This window comes from Variovorax sp. P4_B10, assembly GCF_056402375.1.
On sequence record NZ_JBFUHN010000028.1, the window covers coordinates 1 to 15,581 of the forward strand.

A 15,581-nucleotide genomic window follows, 5' to 3' on the forward strand; every position below is an offset into this window, starting at 1 on the left:
GCATCAAGCAGAAATTCACTCGAGCCTATCGACCACAAACCAATGGCAAGGCCGAGCGCTTTATCCAGTCAGCGTTACGCGAATGGGCCTACGGCCGTGCATATGCCAGCTCGGATCAACGCCGAGCTGCGTTGCCGGTCTGGAATCACTTCTATAACTGGCACCGGCCCCATCACGGCATCGGCTGCCAGCCTCCTATGTCTCGGCTCTCGAATTCACGCAACAACCTCTTGACTCTTCACACCTAGGGCCGCATGCCTCCTCCTTTATTTCGCTGCGCAAGGCACCCCATCGGCGTGATCGTTCAGAGCACTTGTTGATCGGCCCGCACGAGCAGAGCGTCCCTCGTGCACAGGGCACCGGGTGCTCCCCGCAGCGAAATAAAGGAGGAGCGAAGCGGGGGACATTCGCGGAGGGGAGTACCCGGTGTCCTGTGCACGCACCCCGAACGGACCCCGCACCACGCCGTGCAGTCAATCCCAACAAGGCACCTGCATGGCCCTGAATAGACCGTGAACAGGCTCTAACGCGCCCCGAACGCCGCGTTCTCGAACAGGTCCTTGAACTCGCGCGGCTGCGAGCGCCAGTACTGGTGGGGCGCCTTCACCTGCGCGCCCAGCTCGGCGGCCGCGTGCCAGGGCCAGCGCGGGTCGTACAGGATCGCGCGTGCCAGCGACACCGCATCGGCCTGTCCCCTGGCGATGATCTCTTCGGCCTGCTGCGCTTCGGTGATCAGGCCCACGGCGATGACCGGCATGCCGACCTCCGACTTCACGCGCTCGGCGAACGGCACCTGGTAACCCGCACCGAGCGCGATGGCCTGCTTCGGCGACACGCCGCCGCTCGACACATGGAGGGCCGCGCAACCGCGCGCTTCGAGGGCCTTGGCGAATGCGGCCGTGCCGTCGAGGTCCCAACCACCCGGCACCCAGTCGATGGCCGAGACGCGCACCCACACCGGCTTGTCGGCGGGAAAGGCTTCGCGCACCGCGTCGAACACCTCCAGCGGAAAGCGCATGCGGTTCTCGAGGCTGCCGCCGTACCCGTCGGTGCGGTGGTTGGCGAGCGGCGAGAGGAACTGGTGCAGCAGGTAGCCGTGCGCCGCATGGATCTCGATGCCGTCGAGGCCCAGCCGCGCCGCGCGCCGTGCCGCGGCGACGAAGGCACGGCGGATGCGGGCCAGCCCTGCGGCGTCGAGCGCGATCGGCACGTCTTCCGAAGGCGAATGCGGCACAGCCGAAGGTGCATGCGCTTTCCATCCGCCCGGTTCCTCGGGACGTATCTGCTTGCCGCCTTCCCAGGGTGCACGGCTCGACGCCTTGCGTCCGGCATGCCCGAGCTGCATGGCGATCCGGATGGGCGAGTGGGCCCGGGTCGCAGCGAGCACGCGCGCAAGGCCTTCTTCATTGGCATCGGAGTAGAGCCCGAGATCGCCCGGCGAGATGCGCCCTTCGGCCTCCACCGCCGTCGCCTCCAGGATCATCAGTCCCGCGCCGGAAAGTGCGAGGTGACCCAGATGGATCAGATGCCAGTCGCCCGGCGTGCCCTCGGTGGCGGAGTACTGGCACATCGGCGCGATGACGATGCGGTTGTCCAGACGAAGCTTGCTGAGCTGCAAGGGCTCGAAGAGTTGACTACGGCTCATGATGATGATGCGGCTCCACAGGTGCGGTAATTCTGGGGCGTCTGCACGATCGGTGCGGTGGGCGCCGCAGAAGCCTTGCGGCTCAGGGCGGTATGGATCAGCAGTGCGGCGACCACCATCGCCATGCCGACGATCTCGTGCACCGTGGGCAGCTTGCCCATCGCCACGCTCATCAGCAGCGCCGACACCGGCACGAAGTTGAGGAACGCCGTGCCCGTGACGGCCCCCAGCGTGCGCACACCGTAGTTGAAAGCCAGCACCGCGATGGCCGAAGACACCAGACCCACATAGAGCAGCGCCTGCCACGAGAGGCGCAGGCCTTCGGCACTGGGTGCGCTCGTCAGGCCCAGCGCGGTGGCGGCAATGGCGCCCGCCAACAGCAGCGGCCAGGAGGCCAGCACCGTGAGCGCGGTGTATTCGATCACGTCGAGCTCGGGGAAGCGCGTCGTGCCGCGCGTGTACCAGACCCAGCCCAGGGTGCCGATGAAGGCCACGGCATCGCCGAAGAGTGTCGATTCGGCCGACGGCCCTGTGCTGAACAACAGGCCCGACACGATGGCCACGCCGAGCAGCGCCAGCACAGTGGTCAACAGCGTCGAGCGTGCCGGCCGTACGCCGTCGAGCGCCCAGCGCAGCAGCTGCGTGGTCATCGGCGTGGTCGCCATGATGACCGCGCCGTGCGAGGGCACCGAATGCGCGAGGCCGACCAGCAGCATCACGCTGAAAACGCCGAAGCCTGCGAACCCGCGCAGCGCCAGCGGCCCCGCATGCAGCCGCAGCTTGCGCCAGGGCGCCGCCCCGCGCGGAAGAATCAGCAGCACGAACAGCAGCGCCGCCATGCTGTAGCGGATCAGCGTGAGCCACACGGGTTCGACATGGTGGAGCACGCCCTTGCTCACGAGAAACATGCCGCCCCACCCGGAGGTGGCGAGCAGCAGCGCGGCGATGCCGAGCAGGCGTTGACGATGGGACATGGGAAACCTCCTGCAATGAATCGATGCCCCAAGGATCGGGATTCACCGCCCCGATGGCCATTCGCTTCTTTGGAGCGGGGCCTCCAAAAATGCGAACGGCCGAATCCGGCTGAAGCGCTCACAATTTGCCCCATGGAGCTCTACCAACTGAAGACCTTCGTCGCCATCGCGAAGGAGGGCAGCCTGACCCGGGCCGCCGAACGGGTGTTCACGAGTGCGCCGGCGGTCAGCGCCCAGCTCAAGGCGCTGGAAGACGAGCTCGGCGTCAAGCTGTTCGACCGCACCCCGCGCGGCATGGTGCCCACCGAAGCCGGCCACAGCCTGCTCGAAGAGGCCGAGCGCACGCTGGCCTCCGCGATGCGCATGCGCTCGGCGGCCGACCAGCTGCGCGGCGCGGCGCAGGGCGTGGTGCGCTTCGGCACGGTGGTCGATCCGGTGGCGCTGCGGCTGGGCGAGGTGTTGGTCACGCTCGCGGAGCGGCATCCGCAGGTCACGCTGCAGCTGAAGCAGGGCCTGTCGTACGAAACGCTGTCCGCCGTGCAGCGCGGCGAACTCGACTGCGCCTATGTGCTCAGCGACGGCGAGCAGATCGATGGTCTGGAGCTGCACCGCCTGGGCGCGGTCGACCTGGTCGTGACCCTGCCGCTGCCCGTGGCCGAGGCGCATCCCGATCTCTCGCTCGACGAACTCACGAACCTGCCGTGGGTGGGCACGCCGCCCTCGTGCATCCTGCGCGTGCATCTCGAGAAGCTGTTCGCAGGTGCAGGCCGCGAGTACCGCCAGGGCCGCACCGCCGATGGCGAGAGTGCCATCCGCAGCATGGTCGCGAGCGGCATGGGTGCCGGCCTGTTGCGGCTCGACCAGGCCGAGCAGGGCGAGCGCCACGGCGAGCTTGCGATCTGGAAGGGCTGGCGTTCCCACACCTGGCTGTGCTGGGTCGCGCCGTCCGGGGGGCGACGCCCCGTGGCGGTCGATGCCGTGCGAGGCGCGGTGATGGAGGCATGGGCCTGAAACGAGACCTTGTTTTCTTGTCTTGATGCGTTGTGCGTGAGGTGCGTTGTTCAGGGCGCGCTCACGCCGACGGTGTGCGCAGCGAAGCGAATGTCCCCCGGCGCGGCCTAGGGCCGCATGCCTCCTCCTTTATTTCGCTGCGCTGCGCACACCATCGGCGTGATCGCTCAGCGCAGCGGTTGATCGGCCAGCACTACAGCCGCGCCTCTCGTGCACAGGGCACCGGGTGCTCCCCGCAGCGAAATAAAGGAGGAGCGAAGCGGGGGACATTCGCGGAGGGGAGCACCCGGTGGCCTGTGCACGCGCCCTGAACGCTCCCGTGTCGTTGCGTCGCGCGATACGGCGCCACGCATCGCAGCAGGGTACGATCCCCGCCGCCACAACGCTCCGTCCTTCATGACCGCTGAAATCGCTCCCTTGCCCGGCCTGTTGTTGATGTTCGTGCTCGGACTGCGCCACGGGCTCGACCCCGACCACATCGCCTGCATCGACGGCCTGACCTGGCGGGCGCTCTCGCACAAGCACCGGCATGCGGGTTGGGTGGGCACGCTGTTCGCCATCGGCCATGGCCTGCTGGTGACAGCCATCGCGGTGGTGGTGAGCCGGCTCGCGCTGCACTTCGATCCGCCGGCCGTTGCCATCCAGGTCTTCGAGTGGATTCCCACCGCGCTGCTCTTGCTGGTCGGCACCCTGAACCTGCGCCTGCTGCTGAGCCGCGGGGAGGCCTACGCGCCGATGGGCTGGAAGATGAGCCTGGTTCCCAAGCGGCTGCAGGCGCAGTCGAGCGCCTGGGCGATCGTCGTCATCGGCGTGCTGTTTGCCACCGTGTTCGACACCGCCACGCAGGCTGCGGCCTGGGGCTATGTGGCGAGCAACCGCGACGGCGGCGCCTGGGCCGCGCTGACCGCGGGCCTGGCCTTCACCGCCGGCATGGTCATCACCGACACGCTCGACGGCCGCCTCGTGTGCCGCATCGGCCGCAGCGCCGAAGGGCCCGAAGCCGGCCGCAAGGCGCGGCGCATCCTCGGTTGGCTGATCGTCTGCATCTCCTATGCGGTGGCGGCGTACAACCTGGCCAAGGCCTGGTTCCCGCAGGTCGAGCTCAGCGACGTTGCGTTCTCGTGGGCGGGCTTTGCGCTGGTTGCCGTGATGCTCGTGCTGTGGAGCTGGATCGCCCGCGCGCGGGCCCGCGCGGCCGTCGCCGGCGCAGGGCCGAAGTAGCCCGGGGAGCACTCGTGCTGCCAAAGCCATGACCGCCACGATGCGCTTCCTGCGACGACGCGGCCGCTTCGCATGGCTGCTGCTGGCACTCGCGCAGGTCGCCTGTGCGCATCGCACGGGCCGGGATCTGCACGCTCCCCCGGCAGCGGCCGACGACGCCGTGCTGCACTGGAACCAGCCCGCCGTGCGCGCCGACTGCCCCGACCGGTCCGGCTACCTCTGGGTGCGGCCCGTCGAAGGGCCCGCCTGCATCCGCTATTTCGCGAGCGACGAGATCGACGGCGCGCGCGTGGCCATCGTGCAGTTTTCCGGCGACCGCGACGGCGTGATGGACCAGCCGCCCGCGCGCATTCCCGGCAACACGGAACCCCTGCGCACGCTGGACGCGCAGCGCAATCGCGACCGCTGGGATGTACCGTGGATCTTTGTCGCACGGCCTGGCACCTACGGCTCGTCGGGCGACCATCGCAAGCGGCGGCAGCTGGTGGAGTTCCACGCGCTCGATGCGGCGCTCGATGCGCTCATGCAGCGTCACCAGCTGCAGCGCATCGTGATCCTGGGCCACAGCGGTGGCGCCACCGCGGGCGCCGCGCTGCTCACCATGGGGCGCACCCGCGTGGCCTGCGCGGTACTGACCTCCGGCGCCTACGGCCTGCTGGAGCGCGCGCGTCTTCTGGGCCGCTCGAAGGACGGGCAGACCGACACCACCGGCAGCACGCAGTTCTACGACCCGCTCGACCATGTGGCCGGCATCGCTCGCGACCCGTCGCGGCGCATCGTGCTGATCGGCAGCCGCGACGACAGGAACACGCCCTTTGCCCTGCAGGAGCGCTTCGCCGATGCCGTGGCGAAGGCCGGGCACCGCATCGAGGTGAAGGCCCATGCGGCCGAGCCGCCCCAGTACCACGACCTCACGGACGGCATCGGCCCGCGCACCGCATCGCAGTGCGCGCGCGAGGCGATGTTCCAGCAGATACCAGGACAGAGCAGGACAGGAGCCCCATGAGCAGCAGCATCACTTCGCGCGAATACGGTCGCATGCCCGATGGCCGGGCCGTGACCGAATACACCCTCGACAACGGCCGCGGCCTCCGCCTCAGCGCCATCAACCACGGCGGCATTGTCATCGCGCTGCACGTGCCCGACCGGCATGGCCACAGTGCGAACGTCGTGCTGGGCCTGCCGGCGCTGGCCGATTACCTGAAGCCGCATCCGCACTTCGGCACCATCGTCGGGCGCTATGCCAACCGGATCGCGGCGGGGCGTTTCACGCTCGATGGTGCGGCGCACCAGCTGGGTCTCAATGACGGCGCGAATTCGCTGCACGGCGGGCCGAAGGGTTTCGGCACGCGCTTCTGGCAGATCGAGCCGGTGTCCTCGGAGGATGCGAGGGGCGGCATCGCGATCGAACTTCGCTACACGAGCGCCGACGGCGAAGAGGGCTACCCCGGCGAAGTGCAACTGACCGTGCGCTACACGCTCGCTGCTGCGGACAACACCTGGCGCATCGACTACCGCGCCGTGACCGACAAGCCGACGGTGCTCAACCTGAGCCATCACGACTACTTCAACCTCGCGGGCAGCGGCTCGGTGATGGACCATCGGCTGACGATCCCGGCCAGCCGCTTCTGTCCGGTGGACCCGCAGCTGATTCCGCTGGGCGTGGGCGAGGTGGCCGCAACGCCTTTCGATCTCCGCACGCCGACGCGCATCGGAGAGCGCATCCGCGAAGGGCACGAACAACTGCTGCGCGCGCGGGGCTACGACCACAACTGGGTGCTCGACCGCAGCAGCGGCAGCGGCCTGGCACTGGCGGCGCGCCTCGAACACGAGGCCTCGGGCCGCGTGATGGAAGTGCACACCAGCGAGCCCGGCGTGCAGTTCTACTCGGGCAACTTCCTCGACGGCAGCCTCCTGGGCGCCGACGGCGCGAGCCTGCGGCAGGGCGACGGGCTGTGCCTCGAAACGCAGCACTGTCCGGACTCGCCGAACCAGCCAGGCTTTCCCTCGACCGTGCTGCGGCCGGGCGAGATGTTCGCCAGCACGACCGAGCACCGCTTCGGCATCCTCTGACGACGGATCAGCGCGACGGGCTCTGTACCGTCGCCGCGACGATCCTGCGCACGATCGGCAGCACCACGAGCAGTGACGGAAACGCGGCCAGCCACGAGACGCCCCACGCCGCCATCCACATCTGCAGCAGTCCCGGGGCCAGCCCCACGCTCTTCACCGTGGAAATGCCGGCCACGATGCACGACATGAAGATCGACAGCAGAAGCGGCATGACGATGCCCGCATAGCGGGCCGGCAGTTTTCTGTAGCTCATGATCGGGCCAGCTCCTGGATGTATTGAGGCAGCGTGCGCGGCGCGCGGCCGAGGATGGCTTCGAGCGTCAGCGCGTTGCCGCCGAGCCCGTGCGCTGCGTAATGCGCATGGACCCTCGACAACAGCTGCAACTGGCGCGCGTCGTAAGGAGGCTTCGCCAGCGCGACCCAGTCGTCGAAGTCCAGCGCCTTCGCCAACACCGGCCGCCCGAGTGCCTCGCCGGCCATCGCGGCGATCTCCAGCCGGTTGAAGCGCCCCGGCGCGCAGAGCTCGAAGCTGCCGTAGGCCAGCCTGTCGCTCGTCAGGGCGATGGCTGCGGCCTCGGCGACATCGCGGTAGTCCACGCGCGCGATCCGCGTGAAGACCGGGTAGGGCTCGGCGAGGACGCCGTTCTTCGCGATGCCGGGCCATGCGCCCTTCAGGTTCTGGAAGAAGTTGGCGGGGTGCAGCAGCGTGTATTCCAGGTCGGACTCGAAGAGCGCGGTCTCCACCGGCACCTTGCTCGCATGGTTGGCGAGCGTGCCGTGCGTGGGCTGGATCACCGAGGAGAAGACGAACTTCCGCACGCCCGCCTTCCGCGCCGCGGCCACCAGGTTGCAGCCCATTTCCGCTTCGTCCAGCTGGAAGGCCGGGCCGATGTGAAACACGCCGTCGGCGCCGGCGGCCGCGCGCAGCAGGCTGGCCGGGTTGCGCAGGTCCGCGACGACGGCTTCGGCCGCACCGTTGTCGATGGCCGTGCGCCCGTCCTGCTCGGTGCGCACCAGCGCACGCACCGTGGCGCCTCGCTGGACCAGCGCGGGCACCACGAGGCCGGCCACGCGGCCGGTGGCGCCGACCACCAGCACGGTGGGTTGATGTTCTTCCATGGATGATTCCTCCGGGTAAGCGGCGTAAGGCCGCGGTCCCGGGAAGATACGGACCGCGGCGGCGCCCGAGAATCCGTGGCCATCGCCATAGACCTTCATCCAGATCGGGAAAATCCATGGACCAGATTCAGGACATCCGCGCCTTCGTCGCCATCGTCGACCAGGGCAGCCAGAGCGCGGCGGCACGCCAGCTGGGGCGCTCCGTGCAGTCCATCAGCCGCTCGCTGGGCTCGCTCGAGCGCAGCCTTGGCGTGCAGCTGCTGCGCCGGACGACGCGGCAGTCGTCCACCACCGAAGTGGGGCGGACCTACTACCGGCGTGTGCAGGCCGCGCTGGCGGAGTTCGACGCGGCCGCCGTGGAGGCGAGCAGCCAGCTGAGTGCACCCAGGGGGCTGTTGCGTGTGGCCGCGCCCGTTCAGTTCGCGCCGGCCTTCGTGGTGCCGCTGATCGGCGCATTCATGCAGCGCTATCCGGGCATGGCGGTGGATCTCACGGCGTCCGACCGCTTCGTGGACCTGATCGAGGGCGACCTCGACCTGGCGATCCGCATCGGCGAGCTGCCGGATTCGGAGCTGGCGGCCCGGCGGCTGGGCGATCTGCGGCGGGCGGTGTTCGGTGCGCCCGAGTACTTCGCGCGGCACGGGCGCCCCCAGCGGCCCGAAGACCTCGCCGATCACCAGTGCCTGGTGCGGACGACGCACGGCAGCGATGCCCACTGGCCGTTCACCGTCGACGGCAAGCTCGAGCGGGTGAAGGTGTCGGGGCGCTTCCGGGCCGACAACACGGCCGCGATCTACGCGGCGGTGGCGGGCGGCATGGGCCTGTGCTTCACGCCCCTGTGGCAGATCCGCCACCTGCTCGACAGYGGCCGCGTCGAGCGGGTGCTGAGCGAATTCGAATCGCCGAAGATTCCCGTCCATGCGGTGTGGCCCGCAGCCCGGGGCAGCGTCGCCAGGGCGAAGCTGTTCGCGGATTTCGCCGCGGACAACCTGCCGTCGTTCTAGCCGGCGAACAGCGCCGCAGGCACGCCGGGGCTGCCGATGCGCACGGCGAACAGGCCGCCGGCCAGCGGCTCGGCCTTCAGCTGTTCGTCGGTGCGGCCGTTGCGCGCGGTCGTGATGTAGAGCGTCTGCAGGTCGGCGCCGCCGAAGGCGCAGTCGGTGACGTTGCGCGCGGGCAGCGCGATGCGGCACAGTTCCGCCGCGCTCACCGGGTCGTGGCAGGTCACGCAAGCGCCGCCCCAGTGGGCGATCCAGAGGCGGCCGGCCGCGTCGGTGGTCATGCCGTCGGGCAGGCCGTCGGGCGAGGGGAAGCGATGCCACACGCGCCGGTTCGACACCGTGCCGGCTTCCATGTCGAAGTCGTAGGCATAGAGGTTGTTGAGCACCGTGTTGTTGAAGTACATGGTGCGGCCGTCGGCCGACCAGGTGGGCCCGTTGGTCACCTCGAAGCCGTCGTCGTGCTTGGTGCAGTTGCCGTCGGCGTCGTAGCGGTAGAGCGCGCCGGTGGGCGCCTTGCAGTCGAAGTCCATGCTGCCGCCCCAGAAGCGGCCGCGGCTGTCGCACTTGCCGTCGTTGAAGCGGTTGCCGGTGCGCTCGGGTTCGGGCTGGTGCAGGTAGCGCGGGGTGGCGCCGGCACCGGGCAGTTGCGTCGTGTCGAAGAGGGCGAAGCCGCGGCGCAGCGTGAGGATGAGGCCGGGCGCCGTCGCGCGTTCCGAGATCGCGGTGATCTCTTCATCGAACTGCCAGGCACGCCGTGCGCCATCGGAAGGCCGGAACCAGAACAGGCGCGGCGTGAGGATGTCGATCCAGTAGAGCGCTTGTTCGCGCTGCGACCACAGCGTGCCTTCGCCGAGGTTTGCGCCGGCGGGCCAGATGCATTCGGGGGCGCCGATGACCGACGGCGCGGGGATGTTCGTCATGTGTCTCTTCCTCTTTTTTGGGTTTGTCCTTGACGCGGCGATGCGCCTCGGGGCATATTGATATTAGAAATCAATAATATTGGAATTGATTGATATCAATTTTGCAATGTCAGTGCAATCGCTACCGGAGACGCCATTTGAACCCCTTGAACCCCTCGAAGCTCTCGATCCATCCCAGCCTGCAAGGCCGCGCCGTGTTCGTCACGGGCGGCGGCAGCGGCATCGGCGCGGCCATCGTGTCCGCCTTCGTCGCGCAGGGCGCGCGCGTCGCGTTCGTCGATATCGCTGAAGCGGCCAGCGCCGCGCTGGCCCGGCAGCTTGCCGAAGCAGGCCACCCAGCGCCCTGGTGGCGCGCCTGCGACGTGCGCGACATCGCCGCGCTGCAGGCCGCGATGGCCGATGCGGCCGCCGAACTCGGCGACTTCGCGGTGCTGGTCAACAACGTGGCGAGCGACGACCGCCACACGCTCGCATCGGTCACGCCCGAGTACTACGACAACCGCATGGCGATCAATGAGCGGCCGGCGCTGTTCGCGATCCAGTCGGTGGTGCCGGGCATGCAGCGGCTGGGCTTCGGCTCGGTCGTCAACCTCGGCTCCACCGGCTGGCAGGGCAAGGGCTCCGGCTACCCCTGCTATGCGATCGCCAAGTCGTCGGTCAACGGGCTGACGCGCGGGCTCGCGGTGGACCTGGGCCGCGACCGCATCCGCATCAACACCGTGTCGCCCGGCTGGGTGATGACCGAGCGGCAAGTGAAATTGTGGCTCGACGAAGAGGGCGAGCAGGCGCTGAAGCGCAACCAGTGCCTGCCCGACAAGCTGATGCCGGAAGACATCGCGCGCATGGTGCTGTTCCTCGCGTCGGACGACGCGGCCATGTGCACCGCGCAGGAATTCATCGTCGACGCCGGCTGGACCTGATCAGTCCAGCTCGAGCTTGCGCCCGTAGACGCTCATGCTCGCGGTCTTGAGTGCCTTCATCATCACCTTGGCCGCCGGCGACAGCAGCCGGTCGGTGCGCGTGATGATGCCGAAGGCGTCCATGTGGCAGGGCATGTCCAGCGGCAGCAGCGACACGATGCCGTGCGCCGCGTAGTAGCGCGCCACGTCGGTCGCGAGCACCGCCACCATGTCGCTCTGCTGCAGCATGCGGGTGATGAAGAGCAGGGCGGAGCTCTCGATGGTGTTGGTCGGCGGCGCGAGGCCTTCTTCCTGGAACATCAGCTCGAAGCGGTGGCGCAGCACGCTGCCCGCGGGCGGCACGATCCAGCCCGCGCTGACCACGTCGCGCAGGGTGAGCTCGCTCACGCCGAGCAAGGGATGGCCCGGGCGCACCAGCGCGCACACCGGCTCCTCGGTCAGCGCTTCGTAGCGCAGCTGCGACTTGTCGTGCTCGGCGAAGAGCCGTGCCACCAGGATGTCCAGCTTGCCCTGCTCGAGCCGCTCGATCAGCACCGGGCTGGTCTCGATCTCCAGCGACACGCGCAGGTCGGGCTGGTCGCGCTTCACCATCGCCACTGCCGGCGGCATCAGCGTGAGACCCGGCGCGGTGATGGTGCCGACGCTCACCTGGCCGAACCGGCCGGCCTTGAGCGCGGTGAGCTCGTCGTGCGCCTGGTTCAGGCTCGCAAGCGCCACGCGGGCGTGGCGGATCATGGTTTCGCCGTACCAGGTGGGGCGCATGCCGCGCGGCAGGCGATCGAAGAGCGGCACCTCCAGCACGTCCTCCAGGTCTTTCAGCAGCTTGGAGGCCGCGGGCTGCGTCATGTTGAGCACCTGCGCCGCGCGGTGGATGTTGCCTTCCTCGGCCAGGGCCACGAGCAGCAGCAGTTGCCGGGTCTTGAGGCGGGCGCGAATAAACCAATGGTTGTAGTTGGTCATGACTTCTTAAGACGAAGGGCTGTCGGGTTTTCCAGAATCCCTTGATTGATATCCATTTTGTCTAAAAAATGATTGGATTGATATCAATTCTGTTCCTAGACTCGCCGCACATCCACAACAACAGAGACAAGGTCGGCGCCCGGTGATTCACGGCGAGATCCATCAGAACGTGCGGCAGTACATCAATGGCCGCTGGGAAACCAGCGCGACCACCGGTGTGAGCGCCAATCCGTCGGACACCAGCGAGGTGGTCGCCGAATACGCACGGGCGGACCGCCGCCAGGCCGAGGCCGCGATCCGCGCGGCCACCGAGGCCTTTCCGCACTGGAGCCACAGCACGCCGCAGCGCCGCGCCGACGTGCTCGACCGCATCGGCGCAGAGCTGCTGGCGCGCAAGGACGAGCTGGGCCTGCTGCTGGCACGCGAGGAGGGCAAGACCCTGCCCGAGGCCGTGGCCGAGGCGGCGCGCGCGGGCCAGATCTTCAAGTTTTTCGCAGGCGAGGCCCTCCGTGGTGGTGCAGGTGGCGGTGGCGGCGAGAACATCGCCTCGGTGCGTGCCGGCGTGCAGGTCGACGTGACGCGCGAACCGGTCGGCGTGGTCGGGCTCATCACGCCGTGGAACTCGCCCTTCGTGATTCCCGCCTGGAAGATCGCGCCGGCGCTGGCCCATGGCAACAGCGTGGTGTTCAAGCCGGCCGAATTGGTGCCGGCCTGCGGCTGGGCGCTGGCCGAGATCATCAGCCGCGCGGCACTGCCCGCGGGCGCGTTCAACCTCGTGATGGGCAGCGGCCGCGAAGTGGGCCAGGCGCTGGTCGACAGCGCGCACGTCGATGCGCTGAGCTTCACCGGCTCGGCCGCCAACGGCGAGCGCATCCTGCAGGCGGCTGCCGCACGGCGCGCCAAGGTACAGCTTGAAACCGGCGGCAAGAACGCGCTCGTCGTGCTGGCCGATGCAGACCTCGACCGCGCCGTCGATTGCGCGGTGCAGGGCGCGTACTTCTCTGCCGGCCAGCGCTGCACCGCATCGAGCCGGCTCATCGTCGAAGCCGCGGTGCACGACGCCTTCGTGGCCAGGCTGCGGCAAAGGCTCAAGACCCTGAAGATCGGCCATGCGCTGGAGCGCGGCATCGACATCGGCCCGGTGGCCGACGAAGAGCGCCTGGCGCAGAACCTGGCCTGGGTCGGCATTGCGCGCGAAGAGGGCGCCGAGCACGTGTGGGGTGGCGACGCGCTCGAGCGCGCCACGCCGGGCCATTACATGAGCCCCGCACTCTTCCTGGCCAAGCCGGCGCACCGCATCGCACGCGAGGAAATCTTCGGTCCCCTGGCCTGCGTGCTGCGCGCCGACGACTACGACGAAGCGCTGGCGCTGTGCAACGACACGCCCTTCGGCCTGTGCGCGGGCATCTGCACCAACTCGCTCAAGCACGCGATGCATTTCAGACGCCATGCCGTGGTCGGCATGACGATGGTCAATCTGCCGACCGCGGGGGTGGACTTCCACGTGCCCTTCGGCGGCCGCAAGGGGTCGGGCTACGGGCCGCGCGAACAAGGGCGCCACGCCGCGGAGTTCTACACGACGGTAAAGACCGGCTACATGCTGGCCTGAACCGGACGGGTTTCATCACGCACGTCAACACAGACTCATCAAGAAGGAGACATCTCATGACCATGAATCGCCGCACTCTCAACATCGCGCTCGCCGCCGCCTCGCTCGGCAGCCTGCTGCCTGTTTCCGCGCTCGCGCAGAAGAAACTCGTCCTGGGTTTCAGTCAGGTCGGCGCGGAGAGCGAATGGCGCACCGCCAACACCGAGTCGATCAAGGCATCGGCCAAGGACGCGGGCATCGAGCTCAAGTTCTCCGACGCGCAGCAGAAGCAGGAGAACCAGATCAAGGCCATCCGCTCCTTCATCGCGCAGAAGGTCGACGTGATCGCCTTCTCGCCCGTGGTCGAGTCGGGCTGGGAAACCGTGCTGCGCGAAGCCAAGGCCGCGAAGATCCCGGTGGTGCTCACGGACCGCTCCGTCAACACCAAGGACGACACGCTCTACGTGACCTTCATGGGCTCCGACTTCACCGAGGAAGGCCGCAAGGCCGGCCGCTGGCTGGTCGAGAAGATGAAGGACCAGAAGGGCGAGGTCAACATCGTCGAACTGCAGGGCACCGTGGGCTCCGCGCCGGCCATCGACCGCAAGAAGGGCTTCGAGGAAATCATCAAGGCCGACCCGAAGTTCAAGATCGTCCGCTCGCAGACCGGCGACTTCACGCGCGCCAAGGGCAAGGAGGTGATGGAAGCCTTCCTCAAGGCCGACGGCAAGAAGATCAATGTGCTCTACGCGCACAACGACGACATGGCCATCGGCGCGATCCAGGCGATCGAGGAAGCCGGACTCAAGCCCGCCAAGGACATCACCATCATTTCCATCGACGGCGTGAAGGGCGCCTTCGAAGCCATGATCGCCGGCAAGCTCAACGTGTCGGTGGAGTGCAGCCCGCTGCTCGGCCCGCAGCTGATGAGCGCGGTGAAAGACATCAAGGCCGGCAAGGCGCTGCCCAAGCGCATCGTCACCGAAGAAGGCATCTTCCCCATGGAAGTGGCCGCCAAGGAATTTCCCAATCGCAAGTACTGAGACTGAGGCACATCTGACATGAAACGCAACTTCCTCAAGGCCTCCCTCGCGGGTCTCGCCTTCGCCGTCGTCGGCTTCACGCCCCTCGCCCATGCGCAGGACAAGGGCCTGATCGCCATCTCGATGCCCACCAAGTCGTCGGCCCGCTGGATCGCCGACGGCGCGAACATGGTCAAGTACTTCAAGGACAAGGGCTACAAGACCGACCTGCAGTACGCCGACGACGACATCCCGAATCAGCTCGCGCAGATCGAGAACATGGTGACGAAGGGCTCGAAGGTGCTCGTGATCGCGGCCATCGACGGCACCACGCTGTCCGACGTGCTGCAAAAGGCTGCCGACAAGGGCGTGAAGGTCATCGCGTACGACCGGCTCATCAAGGGCTCGAAGAACGTCGACTACTACGCCACCTTCGACAACTTCCAGGTCGGCGTGCTGCAGGCGCAGTCGATCGAGGCGGCCCTCGGCCTGAAGAGCGGCAAGGGCCCGTTCAACATCGAGCTCTTCGGCGGCTCGCCCGACGACAACAACGCCTTCTTCTTCTACAACGGCGCCATGTCGGTGCTGGACCCGTACATCAAGAGCGGCAAGCTGGTGGTGCGCAGCAAGCAGATGGGCATGGACAAGGTCGGCACGCTGCGCTGGGACGGTGCGGTGGCCCAGGCCCGCATGGACAACCTGCTGTCGGCCTACTACACCAAGGACCGTGTCGACGCGGTGCTGTCGCCGTACGACGGGCTGTCGATCGGCATCCTGTCGTCGCTCAAGGGCGTGGGCTACGGCTCGGGTTCGCAGCCGATGCCGGTCGTGTCGGGGCAGGACGCGGAGATTCCCTCGGTCAAGTCGATCCTGCGCAAGGAACAGACCTCCACTGTGTTCAAGGATACGCGCGAGCTGGCCAAGGTCACGGTCGCGATGGCCGACGCCATGCTCTCGGGCAAGACGCCCGAGGTGAACGACACCAAGACCTACAACAACGGCATCAAGGTCGTGCCCTCGTACCTGCTCAAGCCGGTGAGCGTGGACGGGTCGAACTGGAAGCAGGTGCTGGTCGACAGCGGCTACTACAAGGAAAGCCAGGTCAAGTGAGCGGCGAACGCACCATC

16 protein-coding genes are annotated in these 15,581 nt (G+C 67.9%); 10 read left to right on the top strand and 6 right to left on the bottom strand.

Annotation, left to right across the window (positions count from 1 at the left end; translation table 11 throughout):
- Positions 1-248: integrase core domain-containing protein (locus tag AC1DXX_RS14805; protein ID WP_478134956.1), on the top strand; the 248-nt coding region annotated here is incomplete at its 5' end.
- 275 nt (positions 249-523) lie between these two features.
- Here the strand turns inward: AC1DXX_RS14805 and AC1DXX_RS14810 are convergent.
- Together AC1DXX_RS14810 and AC1DXX_RS14815 are read right to left on the bottom strand one after the other, a co-directional pair.
- Positions 524-1,645: an NADH:flavin oxidoreductase/NADH oxidase gene (locus AC1DXX_RS14810; protein ID WP_478134957.1), complete on the bottom strand. Its 1,122-nt coding sequence runs from the start codon at positions 1,643-1,645 to the stop codon at positions 524-526.
- Positions 1,642-2,619: a DMT family transporter gene (locus AC1DXX_RS14815; RefSeq protein WP_478134958.1), complete on the bottom strand. Its 978-nt coding sequence runs from the start codon at positions 2,617-2,619 to the stop codon at positions 1,642-1,644. The genes AC1DXX_RS14810 and AC1DXX_RS14815 overlap by 4 nt, the downstream gene beginning before the upstream one ends.
- Before the next feature lie 132 nt (positions 2,620-2,751).
- Here AC1DXX_RS14815 and AC1DXX_RS14820 point away from each other — a divergent pair, with 132 nt between their 5' ends.
- The 4 genes from AC1DXX_RS14820 (at position 2,752) to AC1DXX_RS14835 (ending at position 6,924) form a co-directional block, all read left to right on the top strand.
- Positions 2,752-3,630 (top strand): LysR family transcriptional regulator, encoded by an 879-nt coding sequence (locus tag AC1DXX_RS14820; RefSeq protein ID WP_478134959.1) that lies wholly within the window; start codon positions 2,752-2,754, stop codon positions 3,628-3,630.
- 396 nt (positions 3,631-4,026) lie between these two features.
- A complete protein-coding gene (locus tag AC1DXX_RS14825; RefSeq protein WP_478134960.1) occupies positions 4,027-4,851 on the top strand; it encodes a HoxN/HupN/NixA family nickel/cobalt transporter in 825 nt (274 codons plus the stop codon).
- Between the two features lie 28 nt (positions 4,852-4,879).
- Positions 4,880-5,857, top strand: a complete 978-nt coding sequence (locus tag AC1DXX_RS14830; protein WP_478134961.1) for an alpha/beta hydrolase family protein — start codon at positions 4,880-4,882, stop codon at positions 5,855-5,857.
- A complete protein-coding gene (locus AC1DXX_RS14835) occupies positions 5,854-6,924 on the top strand; it encodes an aldose epimerase family protein (protein ID WP_478134962.1) in 1,071 nt (356 codons plus the stop codon). Before AC1DXX_RS14830 ends, AC1DXX_RS14835 begins: the two co-directional genes overlap by 4 nt.
- Positions 6,925-6,931: 7 nt before the next feature.
- On the opposite strand, the gene AC1DXX_RS14840 is transcribed toward AC1DXX_RS14835, so the two are convergent.
- The gene (locus AC1DXX_RS14840) at positions 6,932-7,177 is read right to left on the bottom strand and encodes a DUF2798 domain-containing protein (protein ID WP_478134963.1); all 246 of its coding nucleotides are present in this window, start codon (positions 7,175-7,177) and stop codon (positions 6,932-6,934) included.
- Positions 7,174-8,043 (bottom strand): NmrA family NAD(P)-binding protein, encoded by an 870-nt coding sequence (locus AC1DXX_RS14845; RefSeq protein ID WP_478134964.1) that lies wholly within the window; start codon positions 8,041-8,043, stop codon positions 7,174-7,176. Before AC1DXX_RS14845 ends, AC1DXX_RS14840 begins: the two co-directional genes overlap by 4 nt.
- Positions 8,044-8,159: 116 nt before the next feature.
- On the opposite strand from AC1DXX_RS14845, the gene AC1DXX_RS14850 reads away from it, so the two are divergent.
- The gene (locus AC1DXX_RS14850; RefSeq protein WP_478134965.1) at positions 8,160-9,047 is read left to right on the top strand and encodes a LysR family transcriptional regulator; all 888 of its coding nucleotides are present in this window, start codon (positions 8,160-8,162) and stop codon (positions 9,045-9,047) included.
- On the opposite strand, the gene AC1DXX_RS14855 is transcribed toward AC1DXX_RS14850, so the two are convergent.
- The gene (locus tag AC1DXX_RS14855; protein ID WP_478134966.1) at positions 9,044-9,964 is read right to left on the bottom strand and encodes an SMP-30/gluconolactonase/LRE family protein; all 921 of its coding nucleotides are present in this window, start codon (positions 9,962-9,964) and stop codon (positions 9,044-9,046) included. The genes AC1DXX_RS14850 and AC1DXX_RS14855 overlap by 4 nt on opposite strands.
- Before the next feature lie 146 nt (positions 9,965-10,110).
- Between AC1DXX_RS14855 and AC1DXX_RS14860 the strand changes: the two genes are divergently transcribed.
- Complete coding sequence (locus AC1DXX_RS14860; protein ID WP_478135018.1) at positions 10,111-10,884, top strand: SDR family NAD(P)-dependent oxidoreductase; 774 nt, start codon at positions 10,111-10,113, stop codon at positions 10,882-10,884.
- Here the strand turns inward: AC1DXX_RS14860 and AC1DXX_RS14865 are convergent, their stop codons facing one another.
- Complete coding sequence (locus AC1DXX_RS14865; RefSeq protein WP_478134967.1) at positions 10,885-11,844, bottom strand: LysR family transcriptional regulator; 960 nt, start codon at positions 11,842-11,844, stop codon at positions 10,885-10,887.
- 142 nt (positions 11,845-11,986) lie between these two features.
- Here AC1DXX_RS14865 and AC1DXX_RS14870 point away from each other — a divergent pair, with 142 nt between their 5' ends.
- Genes AC1DXX_RS14870 through chvE form a run of 3 tightly spaced genes read left to right on the top strand, consistent with a single transcriptional unit; the run spans position 11,987 to position 15,564 of the window.
- Positions 11,987-13,453, top strand: a complete 1,467-nt coding sequence (locus AC1DXX_RS14870) for an aldehyde dehydrogenase family protein (RefSeq protein ID WP_478134968.1) — start codon at positions 11,987-11,989, stop codon at positions 13,451-13,453.
- A 56-nt stretch (positions 13,454-13,509) separates the two neighbouring features.
- Positions 13,510-14,475 carry an ABC transporter substrate-binding protein gene (locus AC1DXX_RS14875; protein ID WP_478134969.1) on the top strand — a complete coding sequence of 322 codons (966 nt, stop codon included), beginning with the start codon at positions 13,510-13,512 and terminating at the stop codon, positions 14,473-14,475.
- Between the two features lie 18 nt (positions 14,476-14,493).
- Positions 14,494-15,564 (top strand): multiple monosaccharide ABC transporter substrate-binding protein, encoded by a 1,071-nt coding sequence (gene chvE, locus AC1DXX_RS14880; RefSeq protein ID WP_478134970.1) that lies wholly within the window; start codon positions 14,494-14,496, stop codon positions 15,562-15,564.
- The last annotated feature ends 17 nt before the right edge of the window (positions 15,565-15,581 follow it).